The following is a 12,704-nucleotide window of genomic DNA, read 5'->3' on the forward strand; positions in this document are numbered from 1 at the left end:
CATTACAACCAACTCAAACCCCACACAACGAACGCAACAAACCCGTATCCAAATGCCGCTCTACCAAATCCGCCAACCGCTCAATATCCCGCTCCCGCAACCCGTGATAATCCACCGATTGCACATCCTCCAACCCAGCCCACCGCAACAACGCCCCACACGCCGCTGGGCTCTCAAACAACCCATGCAAATAGGTCCCAAGAACCTGCCCATCCTCACTCTGCGCCCCATCCCGACGCCCATCGTCCAACTGCACCGCAGCCCGCACCAAACCAGCGCCACTGGTAACGCCCGCGTGGATCTCATACCCACTCACCTCGGCATCCTCCAGCAACAACCGCCCCCGCACATTACGCAGCTGCTTCTCCTGCGCAAGCGTCGTACTGAACGCCAACAACCCCAACCCCACACTCGACCCGCAAGGCCCTTCCAACCCAAGCGGGTCATGCACCTGCTCCCCGAGCATCTGCAACCCACCACAAATCCCCAACACCTTCCCGCCATAACGCAGATGCCGCGCCACCGCCGTGTCCCACCCATTGGCCCGCAAATACGCCAAATCACTGCGCACACTCTTCGAGCCCGGCAAAATAATCAGGTCCGCCGCAGGAATCGCCTGCCCCGGCCCCACAAACTGCAAATCCACCTGCGGATGCAACCGCAACGGATCAAAATCCGTGTGATTACTGATCCGCGGCAACACCGGCACCACTACCTTGAGCACCAGCGCCGCCTTGTCGATCTGGCGCTGGTCGATGCCGTCCTCAGCCTCCAGATGCAAATCCATCACATACGGCAACACCCCCACCACCGGCTTGCCGGTACGCGCTTCCAGCCAATCCAGCCCCGGCTGCAACAGCGCAATATCCCCGCGAAACCGATTGATGATGAAGCCTTTGACCCGCGCCTGTTCGCTCGGCGACAACAATTCCAGCGTACCCACAAGGTGCGCAAACACCCCGCCACGATTGATGTCGGCAATCAACAGCACCGGGCAGTCCACCGCTTCGGCAAAGCCCATGTTGGCAATGTCGTTCGCCCGCAGATTGATCTCGGCCGGCGAACCCGCGCCCTCGACCATCACCACCGGATACGCCGCACTCAACCGCGCATGGGAGGCCAACACCGCCTGCATCGCGATGGCTTTGTAATCGTGATAAGCCACCGCATTCATGGTGGTCACGGCGCGCCCATGGATAATCACTTGGGAGCCCGTGTCGCTGTTGGGTTTGAGCAGCACCGGGTTCATGTCGGTGTGGGGCGCCAGGTTGGCGGCCTGGGCCTGCACCGCCTGGGCTCGGCCGATTTCGCCGCCTTCGGCAGTCACGGCGCTGTTGAGCGCCATGTTCTGCGGCTTGAAGGGCACCACCGGTATGCCCTGGCGCACCAGCCAGCGGCAAAGTGCGGTCACCAGCGTGCTTTTGCCCGCGTCGGATGTGGTGCCCTGCACCATCAAGGTACTCATGGGGCTTCCTTGTAAGCGCTTAGCGCCTGATCGAGCCGCAGCCAGTCGGCCTCGGTATCCGGCAGGCCGAAACGCAGACTGCTGTTGTCGACAAACAGGCGCAGCAGAATCCCGCGCTGGGCCAGGAATTCATGCAACTGCCCGGCGCGGTCGGTGATCATCCACTGGAACAACGCGCAGCCACCCTGAGGCCGCAGGCCATGGCGTTCAAGCAGGTCAAACAGACGCTGGCTGGCCGACTCGCAACGCAACCGCTGTTGCGCATGGCCGGCGGTATCACGCAGGCATGCTTGCCCAAGCACCCGCGTCGGCCCACTGACCGCCCATGGCCCCACCTGTTCGGCGAGCAGTTTGAGCAGCTTGCGCTCAGCGAGCACGAACCCAAGCCGCACCCCGGCCAGGCCGAAGAATTTGCCGAAGGAGCGCAGCACAATCAGGCCAACCTGATGGGCTTGGCTCGCCAGGCTCAGTTGCGGGGTGATGTCCATGAACGCTTCGTCCACCACCAGCCAGCCGCCACGCTGGGCCAACCGTGCATGCCAGTCCAGCAGGCGTTGCGGCGTCAGGCTCAGGCCGGTGGGGTTGTTGGGGTTGACCACCACCAAGACGTCGAGGCTGTCGAGGAAGAAGTCGACTTCCTGCTCCAGTACTTCGCGCACGATGTACCCGGCGCGACGCCAGGCTTCGGCGTGCTCGGCGTAACACGGCGACAGCACACCGACCTTGCCCGTCCGGCGCAGGCGCGGCAATAACTGGATTGCGGCCTGGGAACCGGCCACTGGTAGTACGTGGGTCGCGCCGTAATATTCGCAGGCGGCCTGTTCCAGGCCGTCATCGGTTTCAGGCAGGCGCGCCCAGGCCCGCAGCGGAATTTCCGGGATCGGGAACGGCCACGGCGCCAGGCCGCTGGACAGGTCGAGCCAATCGGCCTCAGGAATGCCGTATTGCAACGCCGCCTTACGCAAGCGGCCACCGTGCTCAAGCATAAAATTCAGCCCCCACACACAGGATCAACAACCACAGCCACACGCCGCGTTGCACCAGTTGCCAGCCGCGCTCGATGGAATCCGCATCTGCCGGCGGGCCTTCGCCCAGTTGCGGGCGCTGGTGCAACTCGCCGTGATAAATCGCCGCGCCGCCCAGCTCCACGCCGAGGGCGCCGGCACCTGCCGCCATCACCGGGCCGGCGTTGGGGCTGTCCCAGGTCGGAGCCTGAGTACGCCAGCATTTGAGGGCCAGGCGGGTTTTGCCCAGCAGCGCGTAGGTCAACGCCACCAGGCGCGCCGGAATGTAGTTGAGCACGTCGTCGATCTTTGCCGCGGCCCAGCCGAAACGCTCAAAGCGTTCATTGCGATAGCCCCACATGGCATCCAGGGTGTTGCTCAGCCGATAGAGCACTACACCGGGCACGCCAGCCACCACAAACCAGAACAGTGCAGCGAACACCGCATCGCTGCCGTTTTCCAGCACCGATTCGGTGGCCGCGCGGGCGACTTCCGTTTGGTCCAGTTCGCTGGTCTGGCGGCTTACCAGGTAGCTGACGCGTTGGCGCGCCTCGTCCAGGTCATCGCTGCGCAGCGCCTGCGCCACCGGCAGCACGTGTTCGCCGAGGCTACGCATGCCCAGGGCGCAGTACAGCGCGAGGATTTCCAATACCCAGCCGATATACGGCGCCCACGAGAGGGCCGTGGCCAACAGGGTCAACGGCACCACCGCGATCACCCACGCGGTGACCCCATGACTGCGCCAGCCACGGCCGCCGGAGTTGAAACGCTGCTCGATGCGCCCGGCAAAATTGCCGAACGCCACCAGCGGATGCCAGCGCCTGGGCTCGCCCAGCAGCGCATCCAGCGCCACCGCAGCGACACTCAGCAAGGCCACACTCATTGACTCACTCCCCAAACATTCTCATACAACATGTCACTCAGTGGCCGTGGTTCGGTCCAGCCTTCGAGCTGCAACATCGGTGCCGGGTAGAACTCGGTCACCGGGCCCAGGCACAGCACGGCCAACGGCTTGGCGCCGGGCGGCAGGCCCAGCAGGTCGGCCAGGGCCTGGGGCTCGAACAGCGAGACCCAGCCCATGCCCAGCCCTTCGACCCGGGCTGCCAGCCATAGATTCTGGATCGCGCAGGACAACGAGGCCATGTCCATTTCCGGCAAGGTGCGGCGCCCGAAAATATACCGTTCGCGATCGTCCATCAACGCTGCCACCAGTACTTCGGCGCAGTCGTTGATGCCTTCGACCTTGAGCTTCATGAACTGGTCGGAGCGCTCGCCGAGGGCTTCGGCGGTGCGTACGCGTTCTTCTTCCACCAACTGCTGGATCCGCCCGCGCAGGTTGCGGTCGCTGATGCGGATAAAACGCCAGGGCTGCATCAAGCCGACGCTCGGCGCCTGGTGAGCGGCTTGCAGCAGGCGGTGGAGCAATTCAGGCGCGACGGTGCCGCCGCTGAAGTGGCGCATGTCGCGGCGTTCGGCGATGGCGCGGTAGACGGCTTCGCGGTCGGCCTGGGGAAAGGCGTTGTCAGTCATGGCCTCTTCGCGAGCAAGCCCGCTCCCACAGTAGATTGCGTTTCAACTCGGTCAACTGTGGGAGCGGGCTTGCCTGCGATGGCGGTCTCAAGGCTTGGCGCAAACAGGGCAGCCACCGCTGTCGGGTTGGACGGGAAGTAAAAGTGCATGTAGGAAGCCGTCATCCGGCCCTGACGATAAACCGCCTCGGCGCCGCGCCCGCCATTCGGGCTCAGGCCGCGGGCAATCGGCTGCCACTCGGTGCTGGTCAACGAATGATGGTAGGTGTGGCCGCGCAACAGGCCTTCGGGCAGTTCGACGTTTTGCAGGGCCAGTGCCGCCAGACGCTTTTGCATCACGGCATCACCCTGGAGCAGCCCGACCAGTTCGGCACGGGTGCCGTCGACATCGGTGAGCGAATCCAGCAGATAGAGCATGCCGCCGCATTCGGCCAGCAGCGGTTTGCCTGCAGCGTGATGGGCGCGAATGGCGTCCAGCATCGGGGTATTTTCCGACAGCGCCTGGTGATGCAGTTCCGGGTAACCGCCCGGCAGGTAGAGGCTGTCGGCTTCGGGCAGCGCGCGGTCGCGAATCGGCGAGAAGAAGCACAGTTCGGCGCCCATCGCCCGCAGCAGGTCGAGGCTGGCGCCGTAGGTAAAGGCGAAGGCTTCGTCGCGGGCCACGGCAATGCGCACGCCGGCCAGCAACGGTTGGGTCTCGATCACCTCGGGTGCGGCGAATTCCACCGGCGGTGGCAGCGCTACCTCGCAACTGCTGCCCAAGGCCTGGGCGGCGGCGTCGAGGCGCAGATCAAGGTCGTTCAGTTCGCTGGCCTGCACCAGGCCAAGGTGGCGGCTGGGCAATTCGATGCCGGTTTCCCGGGACAGCGCGCCGTACCAGCGCAGGCCTTCGGTAAGGCTGCCTTCGAGCAATTGCGCATGGCGCAGCGTACCAACACGGTTGGCCAGCACGCCGGCAAACGGCAGGTCCGGCTGGTAGCGCGCCAGGCCCAATGCCAGGGCGCCGAAGGTCTGGGCCATGGCCGTGCCGTCGATCACCGCCAGTACCGGCACGCCAAAGTGCCGCGCCAGGTCGGCGCTGGACGGCGTGCCGTCGAACAGGCCCATCACGCCTTCGATCAGGATCAGGTCGGCTTCCCCCGCCGCTTCCCACAGCAACCGGCGACTTTCCTGCTCGCCCACCATCCACATGTCCAATTGATAGACCGGCGCACCACTGGCGCGCTCGTGGATCATCGGGTCGAGAAAGTCCGGGCCGCATTTGAATACCCGCACCTTGCGCCCCAGGTTGCGGTGCAAACGGGCCAGCGCGGCGGTGACGGTGGTTTTGCCCTGGCCGGACGCCGGTGCGGCGATCAGGACAGCAGGACAGTGACGGGGCTGATTCAAAGTTCGATGCCTTTCTGCGCCTTGATACCGGCCTGGAAGGCGTGCTTGAGCATGCCCATTTCAGTCACGGTGTCGGCCATTTCGATCAATTCGGGTTTGGCGCCACGGCCGGTCACCAGCACGTGCTGCATGGGCGGGCGGGCCTGCAGGTCGCTGAGCACCTGGTCCAGGTCGAGGTAGCCGTGCTTGAGGGCGATGTTCAGCTCGTCCAGCACCACCAGGCCAATGGCCGGGTTCTGCAGCATTTCCCGGGAGACCGCCCAGGCGGCTTCGGCGGCCACGATGTCGCGCGCACGGTCCTGGGTTTCCCAGGTAAAACCTTCGCCCATCACGTGGAAGCGCACCTGCTCGGGGAAACGCCGGAAGAACAGTTCTTCACCGGTGCTGTTGCGGCCCTTGATGAACTGCACCACACCGCACTGCATGCCGTGGCCCATGGCCCGGGCCAGCATGCCGAAAGCGGAGCTGCTCTTGCCCTTGCCATTGCCGGTGAGCACCAGCAGCAACCCGCACTCGTTCGGTGAATTGGCAATGCGCTCATCAATCACGGCTTTTTTGCGCAGCATGCGCGCCAGGTGGCGTTCGTCACGATCGGGGGATTCAGTCATGGCAGCTCTCCGTTGGGGCTGGACAAAAACGGCGGGCAGGAAAAAGACACATACAGACAGCCAAGCATCGCCCACCGTGATGCTGTTGGATGGATCAGGCCGGTCTCCGGGCTCATGAGTGGCATTGGATGCCGAGGGTGCGCCTTCCCATATCGCGGGCGATACAGTGGCTTAAGGCACCGTCTTGACTCATTTACCGTTGCGGGGGCAGCGCCGGGATCGTGGCGGCACTGTAGAAAAATGCGCTCACTCACCGGCTTCCCTGTTTCACTCAGTCGACGCGTACGCCACAGAGCACCTGAAACAAGCCGCGAAGGTTAGTGGGTTGGGGGTGGAGCGTCAATTAAAGCCGGACATGCGCGTGAACCATCGGGCCGCTGTGCGCCTCTACCACTACAGGTATTAAGGAGAAAACCATGCACAAGACCCGACTTGCCCTACTGATCATGGTCGCCGGCACCCTCGCCGCCTGTGGTGAAAGCTCTACCCTTCAGGTGTCCGACGGCACCGGGCCCTCGCCCAAACTACCCGAGCCGAATAAAACCCTGATCCCCACGGTGAATATCGCCACGGCCATCGGCTGGCCCGAAGGCGCCAAGCCGACTCCCGCGGCGGGTACTCAGGTGGCAGCGTTTGCCGAAGGCCTGGATCACCCGCGCTGGCTGTACGTGCTGCCCAATGGCGACGTGCTGGTGGCGGAAACCAACGCGCCGCCCAAGCCGGATGATGCCAAGGGCATTCGTGGCTGGGTGATGGAGAAAGTCATGGGGCGTGCCGGGGCCGGCGTGCCGAGCCCGAACCGCATCACCCTGTTGCGGGACGCCGACCACGACGGTGTGGCCGAAACCCGTACGGTGTTCCTGGAGAACCTGAACTCGCCGTTCGGCATGACGCTGGTGGGCAACGACCTGTATGTCGCCGATTCGGACAAATTGCTGCGCTTCCCTTATCAGCCAGGGGAAACCTCGATCAAGGACGCCGGCACCACCGTCACCGACTTGCCGGGCGGCAGCATTAACCATCACTGGACCAAGAACGTGATCGCCAGCAAAGACGGCAGCAAGCTGTACGTCAGCGTGGGCTCCAACAGCAACGTCGGGGAAAACGGCCTGGAAGCCGAACAAGGCCGGGCCGCGATCTGGGAAGTGGACCGCGCCACCGGCCAGCACCGCATCTTCGCCTCCGGCCTGCGCAACCCCAACGGCATGGCCTGGGAGCCGCAAAGCGGCGCGCTATGGACGGCGGTCAACGAGCGCGATGAAATCGGCAGCGACCTGGTGCCGGACTACATCACCTCGGTCAAGGATGGCGCCTTCTACGGCTGGCCATTCAGTTACTACGGGCAGCACGTGGATGTGCGGGTCACACCGCAGAACCTGGACCTGGTAGCCAAAGCGATTGCACCGGATTATGCAGTAGGCCCGCACACCGCCTCGCTCGGGCTGACCTTTGCCGACGGCGGCAAGTTACCCGCTCAATTCAGCAATGGCGCGTTTATCGGCCAACATGGTTCGTGGAACCGCAAGCCTCACAGTGGCTACAAGGTCATCTTTGTGCCGTTTGAGGCCGGCAAGCCCAAAGGCCAGCCGGTGGATGTGCTGACCGGGTTCCTCAACAGCGATGAGAAAGCCATGGGCCGTCCGGTCGGCGTGGTGATCGACAAGCAGGGGGATTTGTTGGTGGCAGACGATGTGGGGAACAAAGTGTGGCGAGTGTCGGCGGCTAAATAGCCAACTTCGCAAACACCGCAAAACAAATGTGGGAGCGGGCTTGCTCGCGAATGCAGTGTGTCAGTCACCTGGTTGTCGGCTGATCCACCGCATTCGCGAGCAAGCCCGCTCCCACATTTGGTTTCGTGTTTTCCTAGGGGTTTCGTGCCAGGCGATCGGCCGGCAACACGCGCTTGGCGCTCAGGTAGGCATTCTGCCAATAGGCCTTGGACAGCGTGTCCAGCTTCACCGTACCGCCGGTTTGCGGCGCATGCACGAAGCGCCCTTCACCCACGTAGATCCCGGCGTGGCTGACCTGCGAGCCGCCACCGGTGGCGAAGAAGATCAGGTCGCCGGTTTGCAGGTTGTTTTCGCTCACGTCCTGGGCACGCATCACGATCAACTCGCGGGTGGTACGCGGCAGGGAGATGCCGGCAGCATCACGGTAGACGAAACCGATCAAGCCACTGCAATCAAACCCCGAGTCCGGCGTGTTGCCGCCCCAACGATAAGGCGTGCCGACCAGGCCCAGCGCACGAAAGAGCACATCTTCGGCCGCAGGCGAGAAATTTTGGGTAGCGTAGGTATTGAACACCGGCTTGGGCTTGACGGCCACGGGAGCAGGCGGAGGACGACTTGCGCAGGCGCTGAGCAGCGCGGCGCAAACGAGAAGAATTAGGCGGGCCGAGGTCGACATGGGCAGAACAATCCTGATCTGGATGCGGCTTTCGCTGCCGAACGTTGAAAAACAGAACGCGCAAGCAGAGCTCGCGCGATCGATTTACAACAATGTCCAGGGATTCTAGCGCTTACACGTCAAACTTCAAGTATCACTTTAACTTTACTTGCTGGCGGTAACGGTAGTCGGGGCCATCGCCAGGGCGCGCTTGGCTTCGATGAAGGTTTTGCTCCAGTAACTGTCACCCAGGTTGTCGACTCGTACACCACCGCTGCGGCGGCTGCTGGAGTGGATAAACTGGTTGTCGCCCAGGTAGATACCGGCGTGGCTGACACGACCGCGACCAGCCGTACTAAAGAAAAGCAGATCACCGGGCTTGAGGTTGTTCCGCGCGACCAACGGTGCATCCACGTTGATCATTTCGCGGGTGGAGCGCGGCAGATTCATGCCGGCTTCCTCACGGAACAGGTAGCCGATGAAACCGCTGCAGTCGAAACCTGCTTCAGAGGTACCGCCGAAACGGTAACGGGTACCGATCAGGGACATGCCACGTTCGAGAATGCTGTCGGCCAGAACTGGAAGCTGGTAAGGCTTGCTGCCGGCGAAGTCGGCGAGTTCTTTTTCGGTTGCGATCTCTTCTTCGTAAACAGTAGAAGATTGGGATGCAACGAATTTTGCCTGGGACTGTTGTGCTGGTTTTTGCTGCTCAGCCACGTTTTGAGTGTGGGTGGCGCAACCAAACAACAGGGTAACGAGTGCGAGAGGCACGAGGGGTGCGAAGCGATTTAGCATGGGCACGACCGTGGCTGATGTGTAAAGAAGCCGAGACTATGCCCTCTATCACATCGATTTGCAAATTCAATCGTGATCTATGTGACTTCTTGTTTGGACTATGACATCTAAGCCCTTAACACCCCATTCAACCCATTTGCGTGGCCAAAACGGCCCAAACGCGGGTTTTCTGACGCCTGGAATTTGCCGAAAGCCCCCGATTTTAAAGGGCTGGCTACCAGCCCAGGGTTTCTTTAAGGAAGGGAATCGTCAGTTTGCGCTGGGCCTGCAAGGAGGCCTGATCGAGCTGTTCGAGCAAGTCGAACAGTGCACTCATGCTGCGGGTGCCGCGAGTGAGGATAAAATGCCCAACCTCGTCGGTCAGGTGCAGCCCGCGGCGGGACGCACGCAGTTGCAGGGCACGCAGCTTGTCTTCGTCGGACAACGGGCGCATCTGGAAGATCAGCGCCAGGGTCAGCCGCGACTTCAAGTCGGCAAGCTTCACCGGCAACTCACGTGGCGAGGTGGACGCGGCAATCAACAAACGCCGGCCGCTGTCACGCAAGCGGTTGAACAGATGGAACAGCGCCTCTTCCCAATCCGCCCGCCCCGCTACCGCGTGCAAGTCGTCCAGACAAACCAGTTCGTATTGCTCAAGGTTGTCGAGGATCTCGATACCACGGTCCAGTAGCTCCGCCAGCGGCAAGTAAACTGCTGGCTCCCCCATCTGCTCGAAGCGCAGGCAAGCGGCCTGTAACAAGTGGGTACGCCCCACGCCATGCTTGCCCCAGAGGTAGATCAGGCTTTCGGTCCACCCGGCGTCGGCTTCGCAGAGCCGCTCGACATAGCCGAGTGCAGCGGCATTGGCGCCTGGGTAGTAATTGATAAAGGTAGCGTCGTCACGCAGACGCACACCTAGGGGCAGCTGAATCGGTTTCATGCTGACTGAACGGCTCCAATCGAACCGTTAGTGACCTCTGTGTAAAGTTTGCAAAGTTTATACCCGTGACGCCGGGCGCACAATGCAGCAGACCACAAGCAAAATCAAAGGTTTGCGTTAACTTGTTGGATTTGGTGAAGATTGTTTGACGCAATGGCGAAACGTCAGAGCCGATAAACGACAAACCCGGCCTTGAGCCGGGTTTGTGATGCTGCGGTTATAACTCCGGATCCTCGACCCCGGCGTACATGTCCGAGTCCTTGTACAGGTCGTGCACATGGCGCACCAGCACCATGATCACCGCCGCCACCGGCAGCGCCAGGAGGATGCCGGTGAAGCCGAACAGCTCGCCGCCCGCCAGGATCGCGAAGATCACTGCCACTGGGTGCAGACCGATCCGGTCACCCACCAGCAACGGCGTCAGCACCATGCCTTCCAGGGCCTGGCCGACCATAAACACCGCGACAATCCCGAGCATCGGGTACAGGTCGCCGTGAAACTGGAACAGCCCGGCCACCAGCGCCGCGCCAATCCCGATCACAAAGCCCATGTACGGCACGATGGCCGCCAGGCCGGCGATCAGGCCGATCAACAACCCCAGTTCCAGGCCGATAGCCATCAGCCCCGCCGCATAGATGATCCCCAGAGCCAGCATCACCAGCAACTGGCCACGGACGAAGGCGCCGAGCACCTCATGGCATTCCCCGGCCAGGGAGACGATGCGCTCCTCGCGGTCGCGCGGCAGCAGGCCGCGGATTTTGGCCATCATGATGTCCCAGTCCCGCAACAGGTAGAACGCCACTACCGGGATCAACACCAGGTTGGTCAGCCAACCAATCAGCGCCAGGCTCGAAGCCGTCGCTTGGCTCAACACCACGCCGACGATATCGGTAGTCTGGCCCATATGCTCGCTGATGGCGGCCTTGACCTTGTCAAACTTCCAGAACCCGTCTGCCAGCCCCAGCTTGGCCTGCGCCCACGGCATGGCCGTGTGTTGCAGCCAGTCGAGCATCTGTGGCGCCAGCTCATAGAGCTTGAACAATTGCTTGGCCAGCATCGGCACCAGCACCAGCACCAACGCCGTGATGATCAAGGTGAACAACGCAAACACCGCCACCACGCCCCAGGTACGTGACAGGCCGATCTTTTCCAGGCGATCCACCACGGGATCGAACAGGTAAGCCAGCAGTAACGCGACCAGGAACGGCGTCAGGATCGAATGCAGCAGGAACACAAAAACGCACAGCAGGACAATCCCGCCAAGCCACACCCAACGACGCGTATCCGCCATAAACCCTTCCCTCTGTTATTTGCTTCCTGCTTCTATATAAGAAGGAAGAACGCTTACCAATGAAAACGTAACTGCGGCGTCGGCTCGACCGGCGCCGGTTGCGAGCCTTCCACCACCGGCTGCGGAGCCGGCACTTCACCCGCCGGGATTTCCTGCAACTTGGCCAGGCTCAACTGGGTGCGCAACTGCTCGGCGCTGCCATTCACACGGTAGACGATGCGACTGCCATCCACCCGCACCGGCTGGGCACCAAACGGCTCAAGCAGATGACCCAAGGCGGCGTAATGCTCCAGGTTCATGCCCTGCACTTCGAGCAACTGATCGCTGGTGGCCGCGCCGGCCTTGACCGCAAAGCGCGGTGCCAGGCGCTCGCTGACAGCCAGCAGCACGGCGTCGGCCAGCGCGGCGGTGTCAGTACCGGTAGCGGTGCCCTGCTCGCTTTTATCGCCCAACCACAGGCGCCATTTGGCCGACCATTGGCCGCCGTCTTCGCGGGCATGCACCGCCAGCAAGGCGTCGGCGCCGTAACGTTCGGACGCGGCACGCAGAGGCGTCGCGTCGGGGCTTTCAAGATTCGGGGCAGTGGCGACGATTTGCTCGTCCAGGTCACCCAGCGGCAGGCGCAAAGGCAAACCACGGTGCTGGGCCGCGCGACGCAGCGGTTGCGCGACGGCCTGGCCATCACCCACCAGGCTGCTGCCTTCGACGGAGTCGTTCAGCCACCAACCGAGGATCGACGGCCGATTGCTGCCCCACAGCGCCAAGCCCGCCCCACGCAAGGCGCGGTCGGTACTGACGGGATCGAAATCCACTTGCAGGCTTTCCGGTGGGCCGGCGTCGTAGCCGTATTGGCTGATGATCTGTTGCGGGTCCTTGCGAATCGCCGCCAGGCCCGGGCCATCGGCAGCCTTGGCATCGCCGGTCAGGCGGATCACCAGGGTTTGCAGGGCACGCTGGGTCGCCTGGTCACGCTCCTGGGGAGATTGGCTGCTGACTGGCTCCAACACTTGATAGAGGCCATTGAGGGTTTCGGCATGACTCGCCAGGCTGACCAACGACAAGCAGCCCACAAAAAAATATTTACTCAGACCCATGAAAGAAGATTCCCGAACGACAAATAAGCGGTTGGAACAGACCGCGTGAACACTGTTGAGCAAGGCTGTGACCACAGCGACCGGCAAAACATTCACAGGGCCTCGGTAAGTTTTTGTACTGTCATAACGATAGCGAGTTAAAGGCTATACCTTAATACGGCCCGTGACCGACTCGATTAGCGATTTTTTTAACAGCTATTGCCCCTGCCCGTCGGCCCGAGGATG

The 12,704-nt window shown here is 62.4% G+C and carries 12 protein-coding genes and 1 riboswitch; of the genes, 1 reads left to right on the forward strand and 11 read right to left on the reverse strand.

Annotation, left to right across the window (positions count from 1 at the left end):
* Window positions 1-13 precede the first annotated feature (13 nt).
* From AU074_RS10950 to cobO, 6 genes are read right to left on the reverse strand one after another with little or no spacing between them, the layout of a single operon-like run.
* A complete protein-coding gene (locus tag AU074_RS10950) occupies window positions 14-1,465 on the reverse strand; it encodes a cobyric acid synthase (protein ID WP_076014741.1) in 1,452 nt (483 codons plus the stop codon).
* Window positions 1,462-2,451 carry a threonine-phosphate decarboxylase CobD gene (gene cobD, locus AU074_RS10955; protein WP_076014742.1) on the reverse strand — a complete coding sequence of 330 codons (990 nt, stop codon included), beginning with the start codon at window positions 2,449-2,451 and terminating at the stop codon, window positions 1,462-1,464. The genes AU074_RS10950 and cobD overlap by 4 nt, the downstream gene beginning before the upstream one ends.
* Window positions 2,444-3,352, reverse strand: coding sequence for an adenosylcobinamide-phosphate synthase CbiB (gene cbiB / locus AU074_RS10960; RefSeq protein ID WP_076014743.1), 909 nt, complete (start codon window positions 3,350-3,352; stop codon window positions 2,444-2,446). Before cbiB ends, cobD begins: the two co-directional genes overlap by 8 nt.
* Window positions 3,349-3,999: a 5,6-dimethylbenzimidazole synthase gene (gene bluB, locus AU074_RS10965; RefSeq protein WP_076014744.1), complete on the reverse strand. Its 651-nt coding sequence runs from the start codon at window positions 3,997-3,999 to the stop codon at window positions 3,349-3,351. The genes cbiB and bluB overlap by 4 nt, the downstream gene beginning before the upstream one ends.
* Window positions 3,996-5,387 (reverse strand): cobyrinate a,c-diamide synthase, encoded by a 1,392-nt coding sequence (locus AU074_RS10970; RefSeq protein WP_076014745.1) that lies wholly within the window; start codon window positions 5,385-5,387, stop codon window positions 3,996-3,998. The genes bluB and AU074_RS10970 overlap by 4 nt, the downstream gene beginning before the upstream one ends.
* Entirely contained in the window at window positions 5,384-5,995 is a 612-nt protein-coding gene (cobO, locus tag AU074_RS10975) for a cob(I)yrinic acid a,c-diamide adenosyltransferase (protein ID WP_003210751.1), read from the reverse strand. The genes AU074_RS10970 and cobO overlap by 4 nt, the downstream gene beginning before the upstream one ends.
* Before the next feature lie 79 nt (window positions 5,996-6,074).
* Window positions 6,075-6,312, reverse strand: a riboswitch (cobalamin riboswitch).
* A 99-nt stretch (window positions 6,313-6,411) separates the two neighbouring features.
* Between cobO and AU074_RS10980 the strand changes: the two genes are divergently transcribed.
* Window positions 6,412-7,725, forward strand: coding sequence for a sorbosone dehydrogenase family protein (locus AU074_RS10980; protein WP_076014746.1), 1,314 nt, complete (start codon window positions 6,412-6,414; stop codon window positions 7,723-7,725).
* A 133-nt stretch (window positions 7,726-7,858) separates the two neighbouring features.
* On the opposite strand, the gene AU074_RS10985 is transcribed toward AU074_RS10980, so the two are convergent.
* From AU074_RS10985 to AU074_RS11005, 5 genes are all read right to left on the reverse strand, one after another.
* Window positions 7,859-8,401: a C40 family peptidase gene (locus tag AU074_RS10985; protein WP_076014747.1), complete on the reverse strand. Its 543-nt coding sequence runs from the start codon at window positions 8,399-8,401 to the stop codon at window positions 7,859-7,861.
* A 144-nt stretch (window positions 8,402-8,545) separates the two neighbouring features.
* Window positions 8,546-9,175, reverse strand: a complete 630-nt coding sequence (locus AU074_RS10990; RefSeq protein ID WP_076014748.1) for a C40 family peptidase — start codon at window positions 9,173-9,175, stop codon at window positions 8,546-8,548.
* A 214-nt stretch (window positions 9,176-9,389) separates the two neighbouring features.
* The gene (hda, locus tag AU074_RS10995) at window positions 9,390-10,094 is read right to left on the reverse strand and encodes a DnaA regulatory inactivator Hda (protein ID WP_076014749.1); all 705 of its coding nucleotides are present in this window, start codon (window positions 10,092-10,094) and stop codon (window positions 9,390-9,392) included.
* A 217-nt stretch (window positions 10,095-10,311) separates the two neighbouring features.
* Complete coding sequence (locus tag AU074_RS11000; RefSeq protein WP_076014750.1) at window positions 10,312-11,385, reverse strand: AI-2E family transporter; 1,074 nt, start codon at window positions 11,383-11,385, stop codon at window positions 10,312-10,314.
* 53 nt (window positions 11,386-11,438) lie between these two features.
* Window positions 11,439-12,479, reverse strand: coding sequence for a DUF2066 domain-containing protein (locus AU074_RS11005; protein WP_076014751.1), 1,041 nt, complete (start codon window positions 12,477-12,479; stop codon window positions 11,439-11,441).
* Window positions 12,480-12,704: the final 225 nt, after the last annotated feature.

Origin of the sequence: Pseudomonas sp. ATCC PTA-122608 (assembly GCF_001952855.1) — a bacterium.
Classification (GTDB): domain Bacteria; phylum Pseudomonadota; class Gammaproteobacteria; order Pseudomonadales; family Pseudomonadaceae; genus Aquipseudomonas.

What these genes read in the sequence shown, in the direction of transcription:
- AU074_RS10950 (WP_076014741.1), bottom strand. Translation starts at nt 1,465, where the DNA reads ATGAGTACCTTGATGGTGCAGGGCACCACATCCGACGCGGGCAAAAGC.
- cobD (WP_076014742.1), bottom strand. Translation starts at nt 2,451, where the DNA reads ATGCTTGAGCACGGTGGCCGCTTGCGTAAGGCGGCGTTGCAATACGGC.
- cbiB (WP_076014743.1), bottom strand. Translation starts at nt 3,352, where the DNA reads ATGAGTGTGGCCTTGCTGAGTGTCGCTGCGGTGGCGCTGGATGCGCTG.
- bluB (WP_076014744.1), bottom strand. Translation starts at nt 3,999, where the DNA reads ATGACTGACAACGCCTTTCCCCAGGCCGACCGCGAAGCCGTCTACCGC.
- cobO (WP_003210751.1), bottom strand. Translation starts at nt 5,995, where the DNA reads ATGACTGAATCCCCCGATCGTGACGAACGCCACCTGGCGCGCATGCTG.
- AU074_RS10980 (WP_076014746.1), top strand. Translation starts at nt 6,412, where the DNA reads ATGCACAAGACCCGACTTGCCCTACTGATCATGGTCGCCGGCACCCTC.
- AU074_RS10985 (WP_076014747.1), bottom strand. Translation starts at nt 8,401, where the DNA reads ATGTCGACCTCGGCCCGCCTAATTCTTCTCGTTTGCGCCGCGCTGCTC.
- AU074_RS10990 (WP_076014748.1), bottom strand. Translation starts at nt 9,175, where the DNA reads ATGCTAAATCGCTTCGCACCCCTCGTGCCTCTCGCACTCGTTACCCTG.
- hda (WP_076014749.1), bottom strand. Translation starts at nt 10,094, where the DNA reads ATGAAACCGATTCAGCTGCCCCTAGGTGTGCGTCTGCGTGACGACGCT.
- AU074_RS11000 (WP_076014750.1), bottom strand. Translation starts at nt 11,385, where the DNA reads ATGGCGGATACGCGTCGTTGGGTGTGGCTTGGCGGGATTGTCCTGCTG.
- AU074_RS11005 (WP_076014751.1), bottom strand. Translation starts at nt 12,479, where the DNA reads ATGGGTCTGAGTAAATATTTTTTTGTGGGCTGCTTGTCGTTGGTCAGC.